18 protein-coding genes, 1 tRNA gene and 2 pseudogenes are annotated in these 24,145 nt (G+C 66.1%); 4 read left to right on the forward strand and 17 right to left on the reverse strand.

Annotation, left to right across the window (positions count from 1 at the left end):
- Positions 1 to 3: 3 nt before the first annotated feature.
- Both IXW21_RS14615 and IXW21_RS14620 read right to left on the reverse strand, forming a co-directional pair.
- Positions 4 to 774 carry a sugar ABC transporter permease gene (locus tag IXW21_RS14615; protein ID WP_323742265.1) on the reverse strand — a complete coding sequence of 257 codons (771 nt, stop codon included), beginning with the start codon at positions 772 to 774 and terminating at the stop codon, positions 4 to 6.
- Between the two features lie 216 nt (positions 775 to 990).
- Positions 991 to 2,307: an ABC transporter substrate-binding protein gene (locus tag IXW21_RS14620; protein WP_228528585.1), complete on the reverse strand. Its 1,317-nt coding sequence runs from the start codon at positions 2,305 to 2,307 to the stop codon at positions 991 to 993.
- Positions 2,308 to 2,566: 259 nt separating this feature from the next.
- Here IXW21_RS14620 and IXW21_RS14625 point away from each other — a divergent pair.
- Positions 2,567 to 3,469 (forward strand): annotated as a pseudogene (locus IXW21_RS14625) (IS5 family transposase).
- Positions 3,470 to 3,546: 77 nt separating this feature from the next.
- Here IXW21_RS14625 and IXW21_RS14630 read toward each other — a convergent pair.
- The 4 genes from IXW21_RS14630 to IXW21_RS18290 form a co-directional block, all read right to left on the reverse strand.
- On the reverse strand, positions 3,547 to 4,089 hold the full coding sequence (locus IXW21_RS14630; RefSeq protein WP_194764982.1) for an RNA polymerase sigma factor: 543 nt from the start codon (positions 4,087 to 4,089) through the stop codon (positions 3,547 to 3,549).
- Complete coding sequence (locus IXW21_RS14635; protein WP_194764983.1) at positions 4,086 to 4,676, reverse strand: hypothetical protein; 591 nt, start codon at positions 4,674 to 4,676, stop codon at positions 4,086 to 4,088. The genes IXW21_RS14630 and IXW21_RS14635 overlap by 4 nt, the downstream gene beginning before the upstream one ends.
- Positions 4,677 to 4,967: 291 nt before the next feature.
- Positions 4,968 to 8,174 (reverse strand): right-handed parallel beta-helix repeat-containing protein, encoded by a 3,207-nt coding sequence (locus IXW21_RS14640; RefSeq protein WP_194764984.1) that lies wholly within the window; start codon positions 8,172 to 8,174, stop codon positions 4,968 to 4,970.
- Between the two features lie 195 nt (positions 8,175 to 8,369).
- Positions 8,370 to 8,672 (reverse strand): CGNR zinc finger domain-containing protein, encoded by a 303-nt coding sequence (locus IXW21_RS18290; protein WP_323742266.1) that lies wholly within the window; start codon positions 8,670 to 8,672, stop codon positions 8,370 to 8,372.
- Positions 8,673 to 8,836: 164 nt separating this feature from the next.
- Here IXW21_RS18290 and IXW21_RS14650 point away from each other — a divergent pair, with 164 nt between their 5' ends.
- On the forward strand, positions 8,837 to 9,238 hold the full coding sequence (locus IXW21_RS14650) for a hypothetical protein (RefSeq protein WP_194764985.1): 402 nt from the start codon (positions 8,837 to 8,839) through the stop codon (positions 9,236 to 9,238).
- Between the two features lie 289 nt (positions 9,239 to 9,527).
- Here IXW21_RS14650 and IXW21_RS14655 read toward each other — a convergent pair.
- Positions 9,528 to 9,618 (reverse strand) — tRNA-Ser (locus IXW21_RS14655).
- Positions 9,619 to 9,866: 248 nt separating this feature from the next.
- Between IXW21_RS14655 and IXW21_RS14660 the strand changes: the two genes are divergently transcribed.
- Positions 9,867 to 10,643 (forward strand): hypothetical protein, encoded by a 777-nt coding sequence (locus IXW21_RS14660; RefSeq protein WP_194764986.1) that lies wholly within the window; start codon positions 9,867 to 9,869, stop codon positions 10,641 to 10,643.
- Between the two features lie 11 nt (positions 10,644 to 10,654).
- Here the strand turns inward: IXW21_RS14660 and cydC are convergent, their stop codons facing one another.
- The 6 genes and pseudogenes from cydC to IXW21_RS14695 form a co-directional block, all read right to left on the reverse strand.
- Positions 10,655 to 12,361, reverse strand: coding sequence for a thiol reductant ABC exporter subunit CydC (gene cydC / locus IXW21_RS14665; RefSeq protein WP_194764987.1), 1,707 nt, complete (start codon positions 12,359 to 12,361; stop codon positions 10,655 to 10,657).
- Positions 12,358 to 14,025 carry a thiol reductant ABC exporter subunit CydD gene (gene cydD / locus IXW21_RS14670; protein WP_194764988.1) on the reverse strand — a complete coding sequence of 556 codons (1,668 nt, stop codon included), beginning with the start codon at positions 14,023 to 14,025 and terminating at the stop codon, positions 12,358 to 12,360. Before cydD ends, cydC begins: the two co-directional genes overlap by 4 nt.
- Before the next feature lie 405 nt (positions 14,026 to 14,430).
- Positions 14,431 to 14,706 (reverse strand): annotated as a pseudogene (locus IXW21_RS14680) (cytochrome d ubiquinol oxidase subunit II); the annotation flags it as partial.
- 23 nt (positions 14,707 to 14,729) lie between these two features.
- The gene (gene cydB, locus IXW21_RS14685) at positions 14,730 to 15,752 is read right to left on the reverse strand and encodes a cytochrome d ubiquinol oxidase subunit II (RefSeq protein ID WP_194764990.1); all 1,023 of its coding nucleotides are present in this window, start codon (positions 15,750 to 15,752) and stop codon (positions 14,730 to 14,732) included.
- A gap of 14 nt (positions 15,753 to 15,766) precedes the next feature.
- Positions 15,767 to 17,182, reverse strand: a complete 1,416-nt coding sequence (locus IXW21_RS14690; RefSeq protein WP_194764991.1) for a cytochrome ubiquinol oxidase subunit I — start codon at positions 17,180 to 17,182, stop codon at positions 15,767 to 15,769.
- 125 nt (positions 17,183 to 17,307) lie between these two features.
- Entirely contained in the window at positions 17,308 to 17,970 is a 663-nt protein-coding gene (locus IXW21_RS14695) for a helix-turn-helix transcriptional regulator (protein WP_194764992.1), read from the reverse strand.
- A 100-nt stretch (positions 17,971 to 18,070) separates the two neighbouring features.
- On the opposite strand from IXW21_RS14695, the gene radA reads away from it, so the two are divergent.
- Complete coding sequence (gene radA, locus IXW21_RS14700; protein WP_194764993.1) at positions 18,071 to 19,438, forward strand: DNA repair protein RadA; 1,368 nt, start codon at positions 18,071 to 18,073, stop codon at positions 19,436 to 19,438.
- A gap of 20 nt (positions 19,439 to 19,458) precedes the next feature.
- On the opposite strand, the gene IXW21_RS14705 is transcribed toward radA, so the two are convergent.
- The 4 genes from IXW21_RS14705 to IXW21_RS14720 all read right to left on the reverse strand — a co-directional run bounded on the left by IXW21_RS14705 (position 19,459) and on the right by IXW21_RS14720 (position 24,067).
- The gene (locus tag IXW21_RS14705; protein ID WP_194764994.1) at positions 19,459 to 19,869 is read right to left on the reverse strand and encodes a dehydrogenase; all 411 of its coding nucleotides are present in this window, start codon (positions 19,867 to 19,869) and stop codon (positions 19,459 to 19,461) included.
- Between the two features lie 284 nt (positions 19,870 to 20,153).
- A complete protein-coding gene (locus tag IXW21_RS14710; RefSeq protein ID WP_194764995.1) occupies positions 20,154 to 20,840 on the reverse strand; it encodes a hypothetical protein in 687 nt (228 codons plus the stop codon).
- Between the two features lie 9 nt (positions 20,841 to 20,849).
- On the reverse strand, positions 20,850 to 21,353 hold the full coding sequence (locus IXW21_RS14715; protein ID WP_194764996.1) for an amino-acid N-acetyltransferase: 504 nt from the start codon (positions 21,351 to 21,353) through the stop codon (positions 20,850 to 20,852).
- Positions 21,354 to 21,541: 188 nt separating this feature from the next.
- Positions 21,542 to 24,067, reverse strand: a complete 2,526-nt coding sequence (locus IXW21_RS14720) for an ATP-dependent Clp protease ATP-binding subunit (protein WP_194764997.1) — start codon at positions 24,065 to 24,067, stop codon at positions 21,542 to 21,544.
- Between the last annotated feature and the right edge of the window lie 78 nt (positions 24,068 to 24,145).

Below are 24,145 nucleotides of genomic sequence, written 5' to 3' on the forward strand. Positions count from 1 at the left end.
GAATCAGTCGCGTTCAAAGAGTCCTCCTCGGAAGACGAAGATGGCCGACAGCGCTGCCGCCACGACAAGCAGGAGTAGCGAAATCGCGGCCGAGCCGTTGAAGTCGCCCTGCCGGAACGCATACAGATACGCCAGCTGATTGATGGAGTAGTCGGGTGGCACGACGCCCTTCGACGCCTGCGACAACACGCGCGGTTCCACGAACAGCTGTGTCCCTGCTGCGAGCGACATCACTGCCATGTACGAGATCCACTTACGAAGAAGGGGAATTTGGATGTGCCAGGCGGTCTGCACTCGGCCGGCCCCGTCGATGCGGGCTGCTTCCAAGACGTCCGCGGAGATGTTGTTGAGCGCCCCGTACATGATCACGATCCACCCCCCGGCTCCCGTCCAGAACGCGACCACGGTGAAGATGACGGGCAGATTCTCGACCGACACGGTCTGAACGAACGTTTCCAACCCGAAAGCACGCAGCAGGAAGGCGACGGGACTGACCGAGGGGTCGAGCAGGAAGAGCCAGAGCATGACGCTGGAGGCTCCCGCCAAGGCGCCGGGAATGTAGTAGACGAAGCGGAAGCCGCTCGAGAGCCACCTGTTGCCCAGGGAGTGAACGACCAGCGCGAGAAGGACCACGAATACCAGCAGTGATAGCAGATAGAAGATGAGGTAGATTGCGACGTTCGCGACGGCAGGCAGGAAGCGGTAGTCGCCGAACACCTGGATGAAGTTCTGGACACCCGCAAACGTCCCATCTGCCGTGAATGCGAGGTACACGGTGTAGAGCGTCGGCAGAATGCCGAAGGCGATGAGCAGAACGGTGTAGCCGGAGACGAAGGTGTAGCCGATGCGTGCCTGCGTCCGATCCGGTCTACGAGAGCGGGTGCGGGGCTCCGGTCGCCGCCCGCTGGGGCGGGCGGCGACGGGCCTGTCGAGGGAGACAGAAATGAGCTTTTCCTTTGCTCGGGTGAACTGGCGGGTGATGAGCGTCGGCTACTTGACCGAGTAGCCCTGCACCTGGGCTTCGTTTTCGTACTCGGCCTGCAACGCGGGAGTGAGTTCGCTCAGGGATTTTCCGGCGGCGAGACCCGGAATCACAACTGAGGAGAACGCGGTCTCAGGGCTGAAGGACGGGTACCCCCAGCCATCCCACACGCTCTCCGCTGCCTGCGTAATGGCGGTCGAGAAGTCACCGGCGAAATAGCCGGAAGCTGCCTGCTTCTCGAGCCAGGCCTCTGCTGTGGAGGCGTACGCCGGGAGGCCGGTAGCAAGCTCCGCTGCGTCGTCCGAGCTGCTGACATACTCGAGGAAGGCTGCCACAGCTTCCAGATTCTTGGAGTGGCTCGAGCCGTACCAGACACCACCGCCCACATTGCCCGTGACCGCATCCTCGCCTTCCCAGACCAGGGGTGCCGCAGCGCCGATCGTTCCGGGCGCGGCGTTCAGGCTGTCAGGGTTCTGGAAGATGGCGCCGGAGTACCAGGCGGGTCCCGGTGTTCCGAGCAGCTTGTCGCTGTACTTGGTGACGAAGTCGGCGCCGAACACGCTGTCCTGGACCAGGGTGCCGTTATCGAGCATGTGGTCGATCATCTCGGTGACTTTTTGAGAGTGCTCGTCCTCGAAGTCACTCGAGAAGGAATCTCCGTCGACCTGGAATACCGGCGCCTGACCGCTCCAGTAGTAGGTGTACGGGCCCGTGAACGAATCGCCGACCGATCCCAGGATGTAGCCGGGGTGTTCGGCTGCGACTTTGTCACTCAGGTCGCGGTAGTCCTCCCACGTGGTGGGGATCTCGTAGCCGAACTCCGACATGAGCGTCTCGTTGTACCAGTAGACGACGGGAGCCAGATCGTTGCGCACACCGTAGACGTTCCCGTCGCGGGTCATCGGGTCAAGAGCTCCTGGAGTGAATCCGTCGAGGAACTCCTCTGACATCAGCCCCTTGTTGAGGACTGCGGCGAACGGCTGCATCCCGTTCTGCTCGACACCGGCCCAGGCCGTGTCGTTCTGCTGGGTGGAGAAGACCACGTCCGGCCATCCTTCGCCCGACTGGTCGAAGAGAGCCACCTTGGTCTTGAACGAGTCGCTGCCGCCGGCGCTGCCGTCGTAGGTCTCGATCTTGATCCCCGTGTCAGGGTTCGCCTCTTGGAACGCTTTCGCGATCGGCTCGCGAGCGGCGTCGACCCAGACAGTGATCTCTGCGGAGGAGTCCTGCTCGACGGCAGTGAATCCGTACTCGTCGGTGCCACCGGCAGATCCACCGCTGCAAGCCGTGAGAAGTCCGGCTGCAGCGAGGGTTGTCGCGCTCAATGCAACGATCCGGAAGAGGGTCCGGCGCGGGCGGGGGTGCTGTGACTTCATGAGAGTCCTTTTCGAATCGGCGTCATTGACGTGAAAGGACCGCCTCCTGGGCGGGCTGAGTCTATTAGATCATATGTAATACCTGAACGGAAGAGCTGTCGGCGTGGCGCGTGATGAGTATCACTTGAGATGACGTCCATCACGACTCCGTGTGGCAACTAGGGCGTGTCTGACAAATGGGTCGCTGGCTCCCTGAGAGTCTGAGAGCGTGTCGCGGTATCCGGTGCTTTCTGATTCTCAGTGTCGCTGATCGAGGGGATGCTTCCGCGCCCGACGGGACGCAAGGGGCGTCCGTTCTCGGATGCACGACTGATGGTCGAGGGCATCGTCTACCGCTACCGGTGCGGAATCGCGTGGCGGGATCTTCCCGACGTGTTCGGACCGTGGCAGACAGTATGGACCTGGCACCAGCGGATGGCGACCGACGGTACGTGGGACGTGGTTCACGCCAAGCTGACCGCCACGGCGGACGCGGCAGGACTGGTCGACTGGTCCTTGTCGGTGGACTCCACAATTGCTCGCGCACACCAGCACGCGACGAACACCACGCGCACCACAGGGGGCTGGACCGAACTACACGAATCCGCGGATCGAGCCGCCTGACCACGGAATCGGCCGCTCCCGCGGCGGGTTGTCGACAAAGATTCATCAACTCGTTGACGGCAATGGCTTACCGCTGGTGACGCTTATCAGCCCCGGGCAGGCTGCCGACTCGCCCATGTTCATGCCGCTGATGGCGCAGCTGCGTGTCGCCCGCGATGTCGGGCGACCGCGGAAACGGCCAGACGCGGTGCGCGGCGACAAAGCGTATTCGTCTCGCGCCATCCGCGGACACCTCCGCACACGCGGCATCAAGGCTGTCATCCCCGAGCCCGACGACCAGAAGGGTCACCGCAAACGACGAGGGTCCCGCGGGGGCCGGCCTGTCGACCTGGACGCTGTGGACTATAAAAATCGGAACGTCATCGAGCGCCGCTTCTGCCGCATCAAGCAGTGGCGAGGGCTGTCCACCCGCTACGACAAACACACTGTGATCTACCGCGCTGCAGTGGTCCTCAACACCGTCATCGCCTGGAGTCGGCAGTTGTCAGGCCCGCCGCCCCGGACGTGAGGGGCGGCGTTGCACGGGCCGCGACGTTCGGTTGAGGGACTGTGACGTCGATCTGTTGAGTGGGCGGCAGGCTGATATCAGACGGACGCGGTTCGTACACTTATGTGCTCCTCCCTGTCGCTCTCGGGATCTCCAAGTGCTGCTCGCAGTTGGTCCTTCGCTCGTGACAAGCGTGAACGGACGGTGGAGGGGTTGATCCTCAGGACCTCCGCTACCTCGTGGGACCGCAAGCCTTCCCAATAGGTCAGCCGGATGAGTTCGGCGTCATCTTCAGGCAGGCGGTTGAGCGCATCGCGTACCTCCATCGCCGAGTCATCCCATGCTGGCGCGGCGAGAGTATGAATGTAGCTCTTCAGCCGGTCGACGGCGGCTGAGCGCCTTGCCAGCGTCCGGCGTGAGTCTCGGAGAACGTTGCGGGCGGTCGCGAACAGCCACATGCGCGCGCCAGTGGGATCCGACGGCACGCGCCGTCGCAGCTTCCAGGCGATGAGCAGCAATTCGCCGAAGGCATCTGCCGCGTCGGCGTTGTTGGGTAGCCGACGTTGGAAGTAGCGAAGGAGATCGTTCTCGTTCGCGTGCACGGTCGATTCGAACACCGCGTCGGCGCTGGACCGACTCATCTGCAGTCCGTCCCCTGCGCCGACAGGCTGACCTCGTGTCCGGGCCACATCTCGTGACCTCGTTCGTCGAGTCGGTCCCACAGCTCATCCCCGACCATCTGGAAGACCGCATCCTGTTTCAGTTGGTCGGCGCTCACAACGATTGGCGCCGGCTCTCCCTCGACATTCCTTGAATCTGCATACTCTGCGGTCAGCTCGGCTTCCTTCGCGGTGGTGTCGAGTGACTCAAGATCGATCCCGGAGACAATTGCCTTCGCATCCACAACAATCGGATCGTCCTCGGCCAAGCCGTTCCACTTGACCAGTAGGCCCTGGAAACACGCCGAACCCTCGGTGCGCTCGATGGAGAACACATTGTCAGCAACCCAGCCCCACGGGGTTTCGTTGCCCCCGCCTGCCATCGCAACCGAACTCCCACCGACGAGGACCACGGATGCCGCAGCGCTCGCACCCCACACCCGCAGCCGTCGGACGCGACGGGCACGCGCCTCCCGGAGGATTCGCGCGCCGTGACCGGCGAGCCCAGCGACGCTTGCTAGATGAGGCGCGGCATCTCGAATCCGCGCGTCCAGGTCGAGATCGTTCATGAGTATCGCCTTCCTGAGAGTCGTTTCACTCAGTACATGGCCGCAGGACTCCGGACTGTCCACCGACTGCTCGAACTGCACATCCGAGAATCGCGAACACCAGCGCGAAGCAATTGTCAGACACGCCCTAGCCCCTCACACACCATCGGGTGAGACCGGGTGTCTGCGCGCATGACTCCACCCCTGCTCATCTCGACGAAAGATACTCCGTCAGTGGTATAGGCGTGCCTTCCTGCGCGACGAAGCCTCGGACGCGACCTGGCAGCCGCGCCCGAGGCTTGTTCACAGCTCCTACTGCACGATGGGGACGGTGAACTCATTCAGGCCGAATCGCGAGGGGTCGTGAGAGGTCGAGAAGACGCCGGTATCCGGAGTAGCGGCGATCCCGGGAAGCGTGACCGGGTCGCCGACCGCTACGAACGTGGTCCCATCTGTGGAGTAGGAACCGGAGATCTGACTTCCTGACCGAGTCAGCTTCAGCCAGATGGGTCGGCTGGTCGTCACTGCGACTTTGGATTCGGAGTCGATGTATCCGTCTGCGTCGGAGTCCCACTCGAGGACAACACCGTTTGCCGGAGTCACCGCCAGGACCGCGTAGCCGGGGGAAGAGCCAGGACTGGCGATCGAATTCTTGACCATCAGACCGGACTTGGCCCAGGCGTTGGTGTCCCCTTGCGCTACCACCTTGCTTGTCACGGATTTTCCGGTGGCGAGGGCGCCGGGAATGTAGACGGCGCCGTAGGCATCGTCAAACTGAGCTCCTCCCTTGAAGACGTCGTCACCGTTTGCGCCGAGAAGGAGTTGCGTTCCGTTACGCGTAGCCTCGCCACCACCTGTCATGAAGGAGGACAGAGGAGCATCGACTCCGGTAATGATCTGCAGATCGCTGACGAAGTTCGTCGCAGCCCGTGTCGCATCGTGCGACGTGCTGAAGATGCCGCCGTCAGCTGCTGTCGCGATCCCCGTCAACGTGACCGCTGAACCGACCTGGCGGTACGAGACTCCGTCGAGCGAGTAGGACGCCGTAACCTGCGCACCCGTTCGCACGAGACGGAGCGAGATCGGACGCTGCGTCTCGACGGCGACCTTGGATTCCTTGTCTAGGTAACCGTCGGCGTTCGAGTCCCACTCCAATACGACACCATTGGACGGGGTGACCGCGAGGATGGCGTATCCGGGCGAGGAACCAGGCCGGGTCATGTCGTTGCGGATCATGAGACCGGTCTTCGCCCACGAGTTGGTGTCGTTTTGCGAATCTACCCGTGCCGAGAGTGTTGTGCCTGATCGGACGACCTCATCTTGGTAGATCGCCCCGAAGGCGTCGTCTGTCTGTGTTCCACCACGCCATACGTCAGCTCCTGCGGCGGAGATCGAAAATTGATCGCCCCCTTCCTGAGCGAAGTACGACGACGAAGCCGATGTCGCAGTCGTCTTGTAGGGAGCAGCCACGTGTGACCCTCCTGCGCCGCACGACGGGTAGCCGTTGGCAGAGAAATTGGCGTTCACGGGGGTACGCAGCCCCGGTGCGACGCCCGCCTCGCACATGATGACCCGGGCAGTCACCGGCCACGATCCGGAGACTGGTTGATCATTGGTGACCGTGTTGTTGGTCGTGGAGTCGAAGAGGCCCCACACATCGCCCTTGTTGTGGTAATTGTTGTCGGCGTTGTTGTCCTTCGTGTCGTTCGGCCCCTGATTTCCATTGGTATTGGCGAAGATCCACGCACCGGCATCCTCGATGACGTTGTACCGTGCCGACATATATCGGGAGCCTTCGTCGAGATACAGGCCGATCGTTGACTGCAGGTCATAGATGTAGTTGTTGCGGTAGACCGTGCCCGGGCTCGCCGAGAGGTTGTAGATCGAGCCTCCGTCACTGAACCCCTTCTTCGTCCCGTGCACGAGGTTGTACGCTACGACGTTGTTGGCCAGAGTCGTCTTGGTCGAATACTGCGGATTGAACTCGTAGTAGCCGCGGTTGCGATAGTCAGTCGATCCTCCCGGATCGTTGACCCCCCAACCCCAACCGGTGTCGATGCCGTCGTACGGCACGTCCGCGACTTCGTTCTGCAGGATGCGGGCATTGGTCACATAGGTGGTGAGAATGCCGGAGTTGTCCTTGTAGTCCTGGCCGACCTTCGTGATGGTGTTGTTCTGAATAAGAATGTCCCGCACGATCATGCGCGGATCCGACGGATGGTGGGCGTCTTCGCGAATGCCGCCAACCACCACACCACTTCCGGCGAGCTGGGTGAAGGTGTTGGCCGAGACCGTGATGTGAGATGTGCCCAGTCCGACTCCGGTGGAGTGGGCATTCGCATCCATTCCGATACCGAGACCGGTCTGGCCGAGTGCCGTGAACGTGTTCTTCAGGAACGCGACCTGGCTTGCCGCCGAGACTTGCACCGCCGCGGGCTGCTGGAACCATGTGTTACGGGAGCGCTCGAAAGCAGCGCAGCCCCGGTTGCAGGCGGCGAACGCATTAGCGGGCCGGTAGGCGTAGGCGCCCTTGGAGAAGGTTCCGTTCTGCTGGTTCGCGTAGCCATCGGCACTCGAGGGACCAAGCCACGTTGTTCCCGAGAACTGAATGCCCTGGAACGTCAAGTTCGACACGGGAGCGGCGTAAGTACCTCCGATATGAACGAGCGACTGCAGGCGAGGAAGTTCCACATCCAGTGATGCCGGGTCCACTCCATCGGCCGGCTTGTAATAGAGCTTCCCGGCCGCCGGATCGATGTGCCACTGCCCCGCGGTCCGCACGAAGTTCAGAGAATTGCCCAGCGTGAGGGTCGGGCCATGGAAACCGTTCTGCAGGGTGTCCCAACCCCATGTGTTGTTATCCCAACCCGGCTGCGCCATCGTCACCGTTGTACCGGTGATCGAGGACACCCGGCTGTAGCGGTCCGTCCACGCTCCGGTGCCGTTCAACTCGATTCGATCCTGCTGGGGAAGAGTGCTGAGGTAGCTCAGAGCCGAGTTGTTTATCGTGAACCCTGTGGCGGTGAGAGTGATGTCGGCCTTACTGACCGGAATCGATGCACGCGGGGCTCGCAGTCCGTCGACATACAGTTGTCGCGTATCAACCCCGATGGGCGTATCAGCGACGTAGATGTTGTTCGCTTCGTCGAACTTCTTCCAGCCGCTCACGGGAGTCGCGCCGGTGATGATCGGGGTGCTGCTGCTCTGGTTCTGCCAGGTGACAAGACGGCCAGGCGCACCCCCATCCGGTGCCCCGAAGTTGAGAGGGGATGCGACACGGTACGTACCGCCCGCCAACAGCACGGTCACATCTCCGCTCGATGAGCCCAGAGCCGATCGGACAGCCGTCTGAGCCTGAAGGATCGAACATGGCGAAACGGACGAACACACCGTGCCCGTCCCGTTCGGCGACGCATAAATCGTCGTGGATGCCGCACTTGCAGACGGCGCAGGTCCAGCGACAACGCCGAGCGCGACGAGGACTGCGGCTGTCAGTGCGGCGATAGGTCCCAGCTTCATTGTTGGTCCTTTCTTCATTTGATCCCCTCGAGGACCCGCCCTTCCATCGCGACAACGCCGTCGCATGAATCGAGCTTCCAGAAGATTATACATATGATGAAAATGTGTCAATCGCATTGCCGCTCCTGAACTCGACCCCGCAAGGCGTGCGCTGCAACCGGAGCATTCAGCACGAGGGTCGATAGGCCCTCGCTTTTACCGTTGAAGCTCCTGCCGATGCCGGGTGACGGCGACATAGTTGCCGCAGCGTGACGAGCAGTACGCTCGGCGACCGTTGCGGCTGGTGTCGACGAAGACGAGGCCGCAGCCGTCGCGTCCGCAGGCGCCGAGTCGGTCTCCTCCGGATTCAACGAGGAACAGGGCGAGGCCGCCACTCGTGACGGCGCGGACTGGCAACGACGTCTTCCTCATCGGGAAGGAAATGTAGGTGCGGCGCAGTCGGTCGTGAATGGTGAGGTAGGCGCGAGAGGTGCCACGTTCCAGCAGGCCGTTCGTCACTGCGCACAACTCTTCGAGATCGGCGGCGGTGAAGACGCTCCGAAGTACGCCGGCCCAACCGCGCAGGACGTCGGAAGAGTCCTCTGTCAGCGTCGGCCACCGGATCTCGTGGTCATGTTGTCATGGTTGAACTACACTGACTCATTGCATCACAGTGGACGATCGTGAGTCTTCTCCTGACAGCGATCATCCCGATCCTCCTCCTCCTGGCGGCGGGCGCCGTGATCCGACGATGGTTCATCAATGACCCCGCCTTCTGGCGCGGGCTGGAATGGCTGAGCCACCGGGTCTCCACTCCTGCGCTGTTCATCACCTCGATCGCCGACGCCGATCTCGGCGTCGTCCCGATCGAGCCACTCGCCCTCAGCGTCGCCGCGCCGATCATGGTGGCGGCGGGACTCCTGCTCACTCTGCGACGACCGCTCCGGGCGGACGGGCCTGCGTTGACGTCGATCATCCAGGGGTCGATCCAGGATCGTTCGAACTGCCCCCGGGCTCGCGCACCCATGTCTTCGCACTCGCCCCTCATGATCAACGCGGACGGTCTCCCAGGACCCGAAGTCTAGACGGGTACTGGAGACCTGAGACATGGCCGAATTCGACGGTCGCATCTGAGGGTGCCACGGCTGCGACGGACCAGCCCATTCAGCTTGGCTAGCGGTGAACAGAAGCGTCAGCGGAAGCCTTCGAGCCGGTCGAACCGAGTGAAAGCCCGGATGATTGTGCGACGAGCGCACCGGGGACGCCTTCGAGCGAATCTGAGCTCCCGTTACCGCTGCGTTACCGCAACTGCCGCACCAGACACGACGAAGGCCCCGCATCCCACTGTTTCCAGGGGATGCGGGGCCTTCGTGGTGGCGGTGACGGTGGGATTTGAACCCACGGTAGGGGGTTACCCTACACAACTTTTCGAGAGTTGCACCTTCGGCCGCTCGGACACGTCACCGCGGACTAGCTTACGACACCGAGGCCCGCGGCGCGAATCGGGCCGAGGCGCAGCGTCCGCAGCCCATCCTCGCGAGACCGTGCACTGTCGGCGAGACCGCGTCCAGCAGGCGAGACCCGCGCGCAGGACGCGGGTCTCGCCGGCTGAAGCGGGTCTCGCACCCAGACCTTTTCCCTGGCCGCACCCTCCGGCGAACGCCGAGCGTGCGAGTTAGGCTGTCCTAAAGGCAGAGCTCCGGAGGGGACGCAATGGGCTTCATCACGTCAGACGCACTCGCAGAGACCGGATACGTGGTGCTCGACGACCACGACCAGGCATCCGACCCAGCCGAATGGCTCGATCTCGCCTACGTCGGCTGGCGCTCGTCGGGCGTCACGCGCTTCGCTCCCCTCGCGAGCTACGCCGGCGAGATCGAGTGCAACGGCTTCTGGAACCACACCCCGCCCCGCACCGACAAGGACGGCGTGTGGGTCGACTCGCAGGTCGCGATCGCGCCGACCCTGCAGCGCCGCGCGCTCGAACCGGGCGCCGGAGTCGGACGCTGCCGCGTGATCGAGCTGCAGCCGAACGAGTACGCGGATGCCGTCTACAACCTGCATCAGGACGACAACAACCGCCTCAACGACGACGGCACCGGCTGGGTCGTGCGCGGCTACTACAACCTCTCCGACGACACCGATTCGCTGCTGCTGCTGCGCTCCGACCGGTTCGACCCCGCGACCGAGATCCGTCTGCCGCTTCGTCAGGGCTCGCGCATCATCGTCGACACGCAGCGCTTCTGGCATGCGGTCTGGCACCGGGGCGTGACCCCGCGCTACGCGCTGATCACGTCGTGGACCTCAGGCCCCGAGCTCGACGCCTACATCGAGGCGAACCACGGCGACCCGCATCCGCCGACCGTCGACCTCGACCCGCAGCTCGTCGACGCTGCGCAGGTCGAACTGCACCGGCGCATCGAAGAGCGCCGACGTGTCTTCGAGGCGCAGGGCATCGTCATGGAGCCGCGCGCCGACCTCAGCGTCTGACCGCCGCGCGACTACGTCGAGACCGTCCGACCGCCCTCGAGTCGCACGACCCGGTCGACCGTCCCCGCCGGCGGGGCGACGTGCGAGATGAGCAGCACCGACTGGTCCCCCGCCGCCTGCAGCAGATCGCTCAGCAGAGCATCGGATGCCTCGGGGTCGACGCCCGCCGTCGGCTCGTCGAGCACCAGCACCGGGAAGCCCCGCAGCAGCGCCCGGGCCAGAGCGATGCGCTGCGCCTGTCCGCCCGAGACGAGGCCGCCGCGATCGCCGACCAGGGCGTCGAGTCCACCGCGCTCGCGCACCCACGGTCCCAGGCCGACCCGGTCGAGCACGGCCAACAGCTCGTCGTCGCTCGCGGTGTCCCGCGCGAAAAGCAGGTTCTGACGGATGTCCTCGTCGAACAGCTGCGGGCTCTGCTCGCAGAGCCCGATCGTGCGGCGCAGCGCCGGTCCCGACAGCGCACCAGCATCCACGCCGCCGACCGAGTACTCGCCCTCGACCCTCAGGAATCCGACCAGCGCCGCGGCGAGCGAGCTCTTGCCCGCGCCGCTGGGGCCCGCCACGAGCACGCGCTCCCCCGGTTCGAGCGAGAGGTCGACGCCGCGCAATGCCGGCGTCCCGCCCGGCCACCAGGCCCGGACATCGCGCATCCGCAGTGCCGGAACGCCGTCGATCTCGGCGTCCTCACCGTCGTCCGATCGCAACTCGGCGGGCATCTCCGAGGGCAGCACGTCGACGATGCGCTCGGCGCTCGATCGCACACTCCGCCATGAGGATGCGGCGATCGGCACCGCGCCGAACACCTCGAACACGACCATAGGCACGAGCACGGCCACCGCGAGCCACGGCGCGTCGATCGCCCCGGTGGTGAGGCCTGGCGCCGCGACGGCGAGCGCCCATACGGATGCTGCGCCGGCGACCGCCGACACGACACCGGCCGCGATGGCCTGGGCGAGCGAGGCCCGGCTGACCGCGCGACGAAGAGCGGCATCGGCGACCGCCACACGCTCGCGCGCCTGAGCCTCGGCGCCGTAGGCGAGCAGCACGTCGAGTGCGCCGAAGTAGTCGGTGAGCGCGGCCGAGAGATCGCCGCGGCGCTGCGAGACGGCCGCCTCGGCGCGGGATCCGAAGATCCAGCCGAGTCCGACCGCGGCAGCTGCGGCGATCACGAGGCACGCAGCGAGGGTCAGGGCAGCGGGCATCGATACGAACAGCGGGAAGCCGACCGCGCCGAGCGCCACGAGCCCCGACACCGCGAGCGGCTGCACGACGCGCAGCGGAAGGTTCTGCAGATTCTCGACGTCGTCGACGAGCGCCGAGAGCACCCGGCCGTGATCGGTGCGACCGAGTCCGGCGGGCGACAGCGGGGTGAGCCGGCGCACCATGTCGGCGCGGGTGGAGGCGAGCTGCCGCAGCGCGGCGTCATGTCCGCTCAGCCGCTCGAGATACCGGGTGACGGCGCGCGTCACCGCGAAAAAGCGCACGCCGACGACCGCGATCGACAGCGGCACGAGCGAGTCCACGATCGAGGCGCTGACGATGAGCCAGCCGCTGACCCCCAGCAGGCTTACGGCGGCGCCCGCCGACAGAAAGCCCCAGATCGCACCGGGAAGGAAACGCCGCACCGGCGGCTGCGCGAGACGCAGGATGCCGCGCACACGCGCCGCGGTGCCTTCCGGCGCTCCACCCGTGGGCCCCTGAGCCTGTCGAAGGGTCATACGCTCACCCCCAGCTCGACGACCTGGTCGGCGATGTCGCGGGCCGTGCGGCGGTGCGACACGAGCACGACGGTCGCCCCGGCATCCGTCCGTGCGCGCAGCGACGTCCAGAGCCGCGCTTCGGTCTCCGGGTCGAGTGCACTCGACGGTTCATCCAGGGCGAGAACGGCGCCGGGATGCACCGCCTGGCGATACAGAGCCCGCGCCACCGCGACGCGCTGCGCCTGACCGCCCGAGAGCCCACTCCCCTGCACTCCGAGCTCGAGAGCCGGGTCGAGGTCGTTCGCGCAGGCGTCGTCGAGGGCGCGGCGGATGCCGTCGGCATCCGGCCTCTCATCGCCCAGCGCCACGTTCTCAGCGAGCGTTCCTCGACTCAGCTGCGGACGCTGCCCGGCCCAGGCCAGCCACTGCGACGGCGGCAGCTCCCGCACGTCGACGCCACCGACGGTGGCCGAGCCCTCGAACTCGACCGCTCCGCGCAGAGCCGCGAGCAGACTCGACTTGCCGGCACCGCTCGGTCCCTCGATCAGGGTGATGGTTCCGGGGCTGGCCGTGAACGAGACCGACGGCAGGTCGCGCACCCGCAGGTCGGTGACGACCAGTTCTCGGGTTTTCGCCGTTCGCAATTCAGCATGGATGTCGTCGCGACCGGCTCTCCGCACGTCAGAAGGCCCGGTGGCCGCATCCGGTGCTGAATCGTGAACGCCGGCCCGCCGAGCCTCCGCCGCATCGAGCACCGCGAACACGTCTTCCGTCGCCGCCACGCCCTCGGCGGCGGCGTGGAACTGCACCCCGACCTGGCGGATCGGCAGGAACGCCTCGGGCGCCAGCAGCAGCACGAACAGCCCGACCTCGAGCGACAGGTCGCCCGACAGCAGGCGGAAACCGATCGCGACGGCGATCAGCGCCACGGCGATCGAGGCCAGCAGCTCCATCGAGAACCCCGACAGGAACGAGAACCGCAGCACCTTCATGGTTTCGCGTCGGTAGTCGTCGGCCGTGTGCTCGATCTGTGCGGCGGCGCGGCGCTCGCGTCCGAACAGCCGCAGGGTCGAGAGGCCCTGCACGGTGTCGGCGAAGCGCGCGGCGAGACGCTGCAGCGTCTGCCACTGCCTGCGCTGCACGGTGCGGGTCGCGATGCCGATCAGGATCAGGAAGAGCGGGATCAGCGGCAGCGTGATGACCGCGGTCAGCCCGCTCGGCCAGTCCTGCCACCACATCACCGCGACGAGGACGGGTGTCGCAACCACCGTCAGCACGAGCTGCGGGATGTACCGGGCGAAGTACGCGTCGAGAGCTTCAAGACCGTGCCCGGCGGTCAGAGCGAGTCCCGCCCGACTGCGCTGCGCGAGCCAGCCGGGTCCGAGACGACCCACCGCCGAGATCAACGCGGCACGCAGCTGCACACCCGTCTGGGCAGCGGCGCGCATGCCCGCGGCATCCGAAGCGGCGATCAGGATTCCGCGAAGGGCGGCCAGACCCAGCAACCAGAGCAGGGATGCCGTGACGTCGCGCCCGGCGAGCGCACCGGTGACGGCATCCGTCAGCATCCAGGCGAAGGCGATCGTGACCGCGGTCTGCGCGACGCCGATCACGCCCGAGAGCAGCAGGAATCCACGGGCGGCGCTGGCATAGCGGATCAGGCGGATGTCGACCGGCTTCACCGTTCCACCCCCTCAGCCGTGACCGGANCACGCAGCTGCACACCCGTCTGGGCAGCGGCGCGCATGCCCGCGGCATCCGAAGCGGCGATCAGGATTCCGCGAAGGGCGGCCAGACCCAGCAACCAGAGCAGGGATGCCGTGACGTCGCGCCCGGCGAGCGCACCGGTGACGGCATCCGTCAGCATCCAGGCGAAGGCGATCGTGACCGCGGTCTGCGCGACGCCGATCACGCCCGAGAGCAGCAGGAATCCACGGGCGGCGCTGGCATAGCGGATCAGGCGGATGTCGACCGGCTTCACCGTTCCACCCCCTCAGCCGTGACCGGACAGGTCGCTCCGGTCGCAGTTCGAGCCGCTCCCCGATCAGGAAGGCGGCACGAACTGCGACCGGAGCAGAAGCCGTGTCTCACGCGTGCGCCGGAGCCCCCTCGATCGAGCTGCGGGTGACCCTCTTGCGGAAGATCCAGTAGGTCCACGTCTGGTACGCCAGCACGAGGGGCAGGGCGATCAGCGCGGTCCAACTCATGATGGTCAGCGTATACGGCGTGCTCGACGCGTTCTCGATCGTGAGGCTGAACGCCGGGTCGATCGTCGACGGCATCACGTAGGGGAACAGCGCCGCGAACAGCATCACGACAGCGGATGCTACGGTGCCGGCGCCGAACGTGAACGCCCACCCGTCGNGACCGGAGCAGAAGCCGTGTCTCACGCGTGCGCCGGAGCCCCCTCGATCGAGCTGCGGGTGACCCTCTTGCGGAAGATCCAGTAGGTCCACGTCTGGTACGCCAGCACGAGGGGCAGGGCGATCAGCGCGGTCCAACTCATGATGGTCAGCGTATACGGCGTGCTCGACGCGTTCTCGATCGTGAGGCTGAACGCCGGGTCGATCGTCGACGGCATCACGTAGGGGAACAGCGCCGCGAACAGCATCACGACAGCGGATGCTACGGTGCCGGCGCCGAACGTGAACGCCCACCCGTCGACCCGGCGCAGCGACGCGACGATCGCCGCCACGAGAGAGAGAGCAGCCACGAGACCGCAGGCGATCACGAAGTACAACAGCGGCGCCTCGCGCCCGGCGGCCATCATGACGGTCCAGATCACGGTGACGGCCGCGGCGAGCACGGTCGGCACCGCAGCGAGCTTCACCAGGCGACGAGCATCCTCGTGCACCTGTCCGTCGGTCTTGAGTGCCACGAACAGCACGCCGTGCAGGAAGAACAGCAGCAGGGTCGTCACGCCGACGAGCAGCGCGTACGGGTTCAGCAGCGCGAAGAAGCCGCCCACGTAGATGTGATTCTCATCGATCGCCACTCCCTGCACGATGTTGCCGAAGGCGACGCCCCACAGGAACGCGGGGACGGCCGAGCCGATCACGATCATCCGGTCGAAGCCGCGCTTCCACTTCGCCGATTCGCGCTGGTGCCGGTACTCGAACGAGACGCCTCGCAGGATCAGCGCGAGCAGGATCAGCAGCAGCGGCAGATAGAACCCGCTGAACAGCGTGGCGTACCACTCGGGGAACGACGCGAACAGGCAGGCGCCGGCGACGATGACCCAGGTCTCGTTGAGATCCCAGATCGGACCGATCGTGTTGATGACCTGGCGACGCGAGACGTCGTTCTTGCCGAGGAAGGGCAGCGACATGCCCACACCGAAGTCGAAACCGTCGAGCACGAAGTAGCCGACGAAGAGGAAGGCGACGATCCAGAACCACATGTATTCCATGACTGTTCCCTTTCTCAGTACACGACGGACGGCAGCTGGGCCGTCTCCTCGTGGGGCTGTTCTTCGGTGTCGGGGCCCTTCTGGGCTGCCCGGATGATGAGGCGGACCTCGACCACGGCGAGAGCTGCGTAGATCGCGGTGAACGCGATCAGCGAGATGAGCACTTCGACCCCGCTCACTCCCGGCGAGACGCCGTCCTGCGTGGTCATGAGCCCGAAGACGATCCAGGGCTGCCGGCCCATCTCGGTGAAGACCCAGCCCATGATGTTGGCGGCGAGCGCCAGCGGGAACGACCAGATCGCGAGCTTCCACATCCACGGAGCCGGGGGCTTCTTGGCGCCCTTGCGGGTCAGCCACAGGCCGGCGACGGCGACGAGCGCTGCGGCCATACCGAGGCCGATCATCCAGCGGAACGCCCAGTAGGTGACCCACAGGATGGGGGCGAACTCGGTGAGGCCGGTGTCGGCGAAGGTGGTCGCGTACTCGGCGTTGAGGTCGTTGATGCCGTGCACGCAGGCGTCGAACGTGTGCGTCGACAGGAGTGAGAGCAGGTACGGCACGCGGATCGAGAAGAGCTCGGAGCTGCCGTCGGGCGTGCCGAGGGTGAAGATGCTGAAGGATGCATCGGCACCGCAGACCGTGTTGAACGTGGCTTCCGCCGCCGCCATCTTCATCGGCTGCGCCGCGTACATCGCGAGTCCCAGCTGGTCACCCGTGAGCACGACGCCGGCCGTCGAGACGATCATCGCCCACAGACCGAACTTCAGCGAGATGCGCATGGTGTCGAAGTGCTGGCCACGGGCGAGGTGCCAGGCCGACACCGAGATCACGACACCGGCGGCGAACATCAGCGCGCCGAAGATCGTGTGCGGGAAGGCGGCGAGCGCGACGGGGTTCGTCAGCAGCGCCCAGAAGTCGGTGAGCTCGGCGCGGTTGGTCTCGGGGTTGAAGACGTAGCCGACGGGGTTCTGCATGAACGCGTTGGCGGCGATGATGAAGTACGCCGACAGGATGCTGCTGATCGAGACGCACCAGATGGTGGCGAGGTGCAGCTTCTGCGGGAGCTTGTCCCACCCGAAGATCCACAGGCCGATGAACGTGGCCTCGAAGAAGAACGCGAGCAGGCCCTCGAAGGCCAGCGGGGCGCCGAAGACGTCACCGACGAAGCGCGAGTAGTCCGACCAGTTCATGCCGAACTGGAACTCCTGCACGATGCCGGTCACGACGCCCATGGCGAAGTTGATCAGGAAGATCTTTCCGAAGAACCGTGTGAGGTGCAGGTACTGCACCTTGCCGGTGCGCACCCATGCGGTCTGGAAGATCGCGGCGACCAGCGCCATGCCGATCGTCAGCGGCACGAACAGGTAGTGGTAGACGGTCGTGAGACCGAACTGCCATCGAGACAGGACCAGCGGGTCGAGCCATTCCATGAGCCACTCCTTCTTCCGTGCCCTGGTTCTTCTGTGCGCCGGATCACCGGCGCACCGGGTGCCACGCTAATGACGGGCCTGCTGCCCTCGAGGGGCCGCAGACCGTGAATAAGACAGATGCTCGCCTAGGCGGCGGTCATCTCCGTCAGGCGCAGCTGCACCACGCACTCAGCAGGCACAGCGCAGTCCGCCGCGAGGGCGGGCGTGCGCACGGCCTCGGCAGCGAGCGGCCCACCGGCTTCGGTGAGCACCCCCTGCATGAGGCCGAGGTGCACGGAGCACAGCATCGGACGGTCTTCGGCGCGACCCGCGGCGTGCGGGCACGGGCTGAGATCGACGGTGAGCTGCTCGTCATCGACGACGGGCTCGAAGCCGCTCTCCTCCAAGTGTTCGATCAGGGCGTCCAGCTGGTAGGTCGCATCGCGACCCAGAGCGGATGCGGATGCGGGGAGCACGCGACGCAGCAGGTCGCCGCGCTCGGCGGCGGCCTTGGCCTTGTCGCGAGCGATGGGGCTGGAGGCATCGCTCATGCCGGTCGCGGCGCTGTACAGCGTGCGCGGACGTCCGCGGGTGGTGCGGTGCTCGCTGGCCTGGATCACGTAGCCGCCCTCGATGAGGCGCTGCAGGTGCTCGCGCACGGTGTTCGGATGCAGCCCGGTCGCCTCGCACAGCTCGCCGATCGTGCGCTCTGCACGGGACTGTCCGGTGCCGCCCTCGAACAGCGCGTGCAGAATCCGCACGCGCGAGAAGCTCGAAATCGGCCCGCAGACGGGCCCGCCGTTGGCCATGAACCCAGTATCCCGTTGTGGCACAGCGCCAGCGAGTGGTTCCGCCGTGAATAATGCCCTTCGCAATAGGGATGTCGGATACCGGCGATAGCCTGGCTGCATGGCCACCCGCAAACCCGCTCCCCCTGCCTATGTCTGCACGGAATGCGGATGGACGACCGCCAAGTGGGTGGGCCGGTGCGGCGAATGCCAGCAGTGGGGCACCGTGCAGGAGCAGAGCGCGCAGACCGGCATCCTGAGTCGTGTCACCCCCCTCGCGCCGACCGCCGCGCGCGCTGCGCGCCCCATCACGCAGATCACCACCGAAGACGCCCCGCGCCGCACGAGCGGCGTCGGCGAGTTCGACCGCGTGCTGGGGGGCGGCATCGTCCCGGGCGCTGCGATCCTGCTCAGCGGCGAGCCCGGCGTCGGCAAGTCCACGCTGCTGCTCGAGGTGGCGGCACAGGCCGCCCGGGGTGGCCGCCGCGTTCTCTACGCGAGCGCCGAGGAATCCCCGGGTCAGGTGCGTCTGCGCGCCGAGCGCACCGGCGCGCTGCACGACGAGCTCTTCCTCGCGAGCGAGACAGACCTCGCGACGATCCTCGGCCACATCGATGCGGTGCAGCCCCAGCTCGTGATCGTCGACTCCGTGCAGACGGTCTCGTCGTCGCTGATCGACGGCGCGGCCGGCCAGCCGAGCCAGGTGCGCGAGGTCGCGGCGACCCTCATCCGCGTTGCGAAGGACCGCGGGCTGCCCGTCATCCTCGTGGGCCATGTGACCAAAGACGGCACCGTCGCCGGCCCCCGCGTGCTCGAGCACCTGGTCGACGTCGTGTGCCACTTCGAGGGCGACCGGCAGACGTCGCTGCGATTCATCCGGGCGCTCAAGAACCGCTTCGGTCCGACCGACGAGGTCGGCTGCTTCGAGATGACCGGCGACGGCATCGCCGAGGTTCCCGATCCCTCGGGGCTCTTCCTCTCGCAGGGCGAGACCGAGCCGGGCACCTGCGTCGCCATCTCGCTCGAGGGCCGCCGCGCGCTGCCGGTCGAGGTGCAGGCGCTCACGATCGACACCGCCGCCCCGAACCCGCGCCGCGTCGTGCACGGCCTCGACGCGTCACGCGTGGCGATGGTGCTGGCGATCCTCGAGCGGCGCGCCGGCATCAAGACGAGCAACCTCGACGTCTACGTGTCTACCGTCGGCGGTGTGCGGTTCACCGAGCCGGCGGCCGACCTCGCCATCGCAGTCGCCGTCGCGGGGTCGATCCAGCAGATCCGGGTTCCGCGCACCGTGGCCGCGGTCGGCGAACTCAGCCTCGCCGGCGAGATCCGCCCCGTGACCCAGTCGGCGCAGCGCCGCAACGAGGCCAAGCGCCTCGGCTACGAGCAGGTCGTCGACGATCGGTCGAAGACGCTGCGTGCGGCGCTGAACGACGTCCGCGCCCGCAACACCTCGCGTCGTCCCGAGCGCGACATCCCACCGTTCTGACGCGTGTCGTCTCGGCCCCGTCAGGCGTCGAGCGCCTTAAGGATCTCCTCGGGCGACGCCTGCATCGGATGCGGGCCGGCGATGTCGAGGAACACCGTCGTGATCGGATGCGTGGCGAGGAACTTCCGCAGCCACTCCGCGGTGTAGATCCCGACGCCCGGGGGCAGGTTCTCGGGCTTGTTCTTCGCATCGCTGAACAGCAGCAGCGCGAGATCGCCCGACTTCGGGTCGCGGTACGTCCACACCTCGCCGCTGTCGAGAGGGTTGTCGCGTGCGCCGGGCTTGATCAGCGGTACGACGGTCGTGCCGTGACGCAGGGCCAGGGCGACCGCGGCGATGTCCTGCTTCTCGAGCGCCTGCGCGAGAGCATCCGACCGGAAATCCTCGGGTGCGGGCTTGTTCTTTCCGGACTTCGCCTTCTTCGATGCCATGAGTCCAGCTTATTCACCGTGCGAGCGTCGCTGCTCATGCCGGGTTCCCCGGAAAAAGATTGGGGCCCTCTCGAGTGTCCATTGGGGATGGGAGCAGTCGAAAGGGCCCGCGGGCTCTCGAGCGGCAGTGTCGAAGCGCTGGGGACGCTATGAGTCGACGCCACTGGGGATGGCATGCGCCGCAAGTTCAAGAGAACCATCTCTATGGTATCCCAAAGAACGCACGGTGTCAGCACCGGTCGAACCCAGGCACACAGAGCGCAGGCGGCCGGAAGCGCGACAGATCAGTACAGCAGGATCTGCGCGGTCGTCGCCCCGGCGAACCCGCCGATCTCGACCGACACGTGATACGACGATCCCCCACCGGGAGCCCTCGGACGGTTCTCCTGCGCGCAGGTGTCGACGCTCGACCGCGTGCGGTCCCACACCACGGGCACCTTGCTCGTGACGGTCGCCCCTGCGGCGAGGGTCGCGATCATGCTGCTCGGGTTCTCCTGGCAGTCGCTCGAGCGCCACCACACGTCTTCACCGCTCGAAACCGTGAACCGCTGCGTGGCGGAGCCGACGTCGATCGTGCAGTCCGCAGACCCGCGGTTCGTCAGCGAGATCGACAGATTCGGCAGCGCGCCCGCGGGGTACGACTCGGCATCCGTGACCGCGGCGACCTCGACGTCGCCGGCCTGGCACGCGACGATGCCGGGCGACTGCTCGACGCTCGGGCCGTCGGTCGGCGTCTCACCCTCCTGCGTCTGCTGGGGCGTGGGAGTCAGCGACTCGCTCTGCGCGGGTGACGGAGACGGAGCCGCAGGCGTCGACGACGAGGTCGGCACCGGTGAGGCCTCGGTCGCCCCGGCCCACGGGCGGGCCATCAGGAGCCACACCGAGACGCCGACGACCGCGAGCACCACGATCAGGGCGACCAGGGTCACCAGTCGCCGACGACGATAGACGGCAGCAGACTGACGGGGCATGTATCCAGATTAGTTGAGGCTTTTGAGCATCCTGGTGTTCCCCAGGGTGTTCGGCTTGACGTGCGCGAGATCGAGGAATTCCTCGACACCGGCATCGCCGCTGCGCAGCAGCTGGGAGTACACATCGGGGTCCACGACCTGCTCGCCGATGGGCGTGTATCCGCGCCGACCGAAGAACTCCACCTCGAAGGTCAGGCAGAAGAGGCGACTCAGGCCGAGCACCCGGGCGTTCTCCTCGAGGTGGCCGACGATCGCGCCGCCGACGCCGTGGTGCAGCCAGTCGTCGCGGACCATGAGGGTGCGCACCTCACCGAGGTCTTCCCAGAACACGTGCAGCGCACCGCATCCGATCAGCTGCCCATCGGCCTCGGCGACCACGAACTCCTGCACGGCGCCGTAGAGCACGGCCAGGTCCTTGCCGAGAAGGATGCGCTGCTCGACCATCGGCTGCAGAAGGGCACGGATGCCGACGATGTCGGCGCTGCGCGCCGGACGGACGATGTACTCGCTCACGGCATCCAGCCTAGAACCCGTGACCTCCATGGTCGCTGAAGCGCCCCCCACACCGTTCACGTCGCTCACTTTGCAGATGTTCCGGCCCGATATCTGCAAAGTGAGCGATTCGAACCGGAGGGGAGGAAACCGGCCGCAGACACGCAGAAGGGGCGGATTCTCTGCATCCGCCCCTTCTGTCTCAGGGATTACTCTCCGCTGGCGATGGCCAGGTCGGGGGTGCCGGGGATCGCTCCGCCGGTGTTGACGCCGACCGCGACCTGCTCGCCGCGCGGGCCGTGCTCGAAGAGGAACTCGCCGTCCTTCGAGTCGACCTTCACGTGGTCGCCGGGGTTCAGCTCACCGTGCAGGATCTTCTCGGACAGCCGGTCCTCGACCTCGTGCTGCATCGCGCGACGCAGCGGTCGGGCACCGAGTGCCGGGTCGAACCCGATCTCGATGAGGCGCTCCTTGGCGGCCTGCGAGAGCTCGATCGTCATGTCGCGGTCGAGCAGACGCTCTCCGAGACGCTTCGTGAACAGATCGACGATCTGCACGAGCTCGTCCTTCGACAGCTGCGGGAACACGATGATGTCGTCGACACGGTTGAGGAACTCGGGCTTGAAGTTGCGCTTGAGCTCTTCGTTGACCTTGCCCTTCATCCGCTCGTAGGTCGTGGCGTTGACGCCCTCGATCTGGAAGCCGACCGGACCACCGGCGATGTCACGAGCACCGAGGTTGGTGGTCATGATGATGACGGTGTTCTTGAAGTCGATCACGCGGCCCTGACCATCGGTCAGACGACCCTCTTCGAGGATCTGCAGGAGCGAGTTGAAGATGTCCGGGTGCGCCTTCTCGATCTCGTCGAACAGCACCACGCTGAACGGCTTGCGGCGCACCTTCTCGGTGAGCTGGCCACCCTCTTCGAATCCGACGAATCCGGGAGGGGCACCGAACAGACGCGAGACGGTGTGCTTCTCACCGAACTCGCTCATGTCGAGCGAGATGAGAGCAGCCTCGTCGTCGAACAGGAACTCGGCGAGCGCCTTGGCGAGCTCGGTCTTTCCGACACCCGTGGGGCCGGCGAAGATGAACGAGCCCGAGGGACGCTTCGGGTCCTTGAGGCCGGCACGCTGACGACGGATCGTCTTGGAGAGCGCCGCGATGGCCTCTTCCTGACCGATAACGCGCTGGTGCAGCGCCTTCTCCATGAAGACGAGTCGCGAGGACTCCTCTTCCGTCAGCTTGAAGACAGGGATGCCGGTCGCCTGTGCGAGCACCTCGGCGATCAGGCCCTCGTCGACGACCGCCTGGGTCGCGACGTCACCCGAACGCCACTGCTTCTCGAGGCGCAGGCGCTCGGCGAGGAGGCTCTTCTCCTCGTCTCGCAGCGATGCGGCCTTCTCGAAGTCCTGGTCCTCGGACGCCTGCTCCTTCTGCTCGCGCACGTTCGCGATCTTCTCGTCGAACTCGCGCAGCTCGGGGGGCGACGACAGGATGCTGAGGCGCAGGCGTGCGCCGGCCTCGTCGATCAGGTCGATCGCCTTGTCGGGCAGGAACCGATCGGAGACATAGCGGTCGGCGAGGTTGGATGCCGCGACGATCGCGCCGTCGGTGATCTGCACCTTGTGGTGCGCCTCGTACCGGTCGCGCAGGCCCTTGAGGATGTTGATCGTGTGAGGGAGGCTCGGCTCGTTCACCTGGATCGACTGGAAGCGGCGCTCGAGAGCGGCATCCTTCTCGAAGTGCTTGCGGTACTCGTCGAGCGTGGTGGCGCCGATGGTCTGCAGCTCGCCGCGGGCGAGCAGCGGCTTGAGGATGCTGGCCGCGTCGATCGCTCCCTCGGCGGCACCCGCACCCACGAGGGTGTGGATCTCGTCGATGAAGACGATGATGTCGCCGCGCGTGCGGATCTCCTTGGTGACCTTCTTCAGGCGCTCCTCGAAGTCACCGCGGTAGCGGGAACCGGCGATGAGAGAGCCGAGGTCGAGCGAGTAGAGCTGCTTGTCCTTCAGCGTCTCGGGCACATCGCCCTTGACGATCGCCTGGGCGAGGCCCTCGACGACGGCGGTCTTGCCGACGCCGGGCTCACCGATCAGCACGGGGTTGTTCTTGGAGCGGCGAGACAGGATCTGCATGACCCGCTCGATCTCCTTCTCGCGCCCGATGACCGGGTCGAGCTTGTTGTCGCGCGCGGCCTGCGTCAGGTTGCGACCGAACTGGTCGAGCACCTGCGAGCCGCCCTGGGCGCTCGGGGTGTCGTTCGACTGCGCGCCGACAGCGGCCGGCTCGCGTCCGGGGGCACCGGACAGCAACTGGATGACCTGCTGGCGCACCTTGTTCAGGTCGGCGCCGAGCTTGACGAGCACCTGAGCGGCGACGCCCTCACCCTCGCGGATGAGACCGAGCAGGATGTGCTCGGTGCCGATGTAGTTGTGGCCGAGCTGCAGTGCCTCGCGAAGGCTCAGCTCGAGCACCTTCTTGGCGCGCGGCGTGAACGGGATGTGCCCGGTCGGCTGCTGCTGGCCCTGCCCGATGATGTCCTGCACCTGCTCGCGCACGGCGTCGAGCGAGATGCCGAGGCTTTCGAGCGCCTTGGCTGCGACGCCCTCACCCTCGTGGATGAGGCCGAGCAGGATGTGCTCGGTGCCGATGTAGTTGTGGTTGAGCATCTTCGCCTCTTCTTGGGCGAGGACGACCACTCGACGGGCTCGGTCCGTGAATCTCTCGAACATGCTGTGACTCCTTATTCGCACTGGGGCGAAGCGCTGAGTCCTGCGACGGTCTCCGCGCCTGTACATCGAGAGTAACCA

It is taken from the genome of Microbacterium sp. UFMG61, from assembly GCF_015354505.1.
Taxonomy (GTDB): domain Bacteria; phylum Actinomycetota; class Actinomycetes; order Actinomycetales; family Microbacteriaceae; genus Microbacterium.

What these genes read in the sequence shown, in the direction of transcription:
- IXW21_RS14630 (WP_194764982.1), bottom strand. Translation starts at nt 4,089, where the DNA reads ATGAGTCGGTCCAGCGCCGACGCGGTGTTCGAATCGACCGTGCACGCG.
- IXW21_RS14635 (WP_194764983.1), bottom strand. Translation starts at nt 4,676, where the DNA reads ATGAACGATCTCGACCTGGACGCGCGGATTCGAGATGCCGCGCCTCAT.
- IXW21_RS14640 (WP_194764984.1), bottom strand. Translation starts at nt 8,174, where the DNA reads ATGAAGCTGGGACCTATCGCCGCACTGACAGCCGCAGTCCTCGTCGCG.
- IXW21_RS14660 (WP_194764986.1), top strand. Translation starts at nt 9,867, where the DNA reads ATGGGCTTCATCACGTCAGACGCACTCGCAGAGACCGGATACGTGGTG.
- cydC (WP_194764987.1), bottom strand. Translation starts at nt 12,361, where the DNA reads ATGACCCTTCGACAGGCTCAGGGGCCCACGGGTGGAGCGCCGGAAGGC.
- cydB (WP_194764990.1), bottom strand. Translation starts at nt 15,752, where the DNA reads ATGGAATACATGTGGTTCTGGATCGTCGCCTTCCTCTTCGTCGGCTAC.
- IXW21_RS14690 (WP_194764991.1), bottom strand. Translation starts at nt 17,182, where the DNA reads ATGGAATGGCTCGACCCGCTGGTCCTGTCTCGATGGCAGTTCGGTCTC.
- IXW21_RS14695 (WP_194764992.1), bottom strand. Translation starts at nt 17,970, where the DNA reads ATGGCCAACGGCGGGCCCGTCTGCGGGCCGATTTCGAGCTTCTCGCGC.
- radA (WP_194764993.1), top strand. Translation starts at nt 18,071, where the DNA reads ATGGCCACCCGCAAACCCGCTCCCCCTGCCTATGTCTGCACGGAATGC.
- IXW21_RS14705 (WP_194764994.1), bottom strand. Translation starts at nt 19,869, where the DNA reads ATGGCATCGAAGAAGGCGAAGTCCGGAAAGAACAAGCCCGCACCCGAG.
- IXW21_RS14710 (WP_194764995.1), bottom strand. Translation starts at nt 20,840, where the DNA reads ATGCCCCGTCAGTCTGCTGCCGTCTATCGTCGTCGGCGACTGGTGACC.
- IXW21_RS14720 (WP_194764997.1), bottom strand. Translation starts at nt 24,067, where the DNA reads ATGTTCGAGAGATTCACGGACCGAGCCCGTCGAGTGGTCGTCCTCGCC.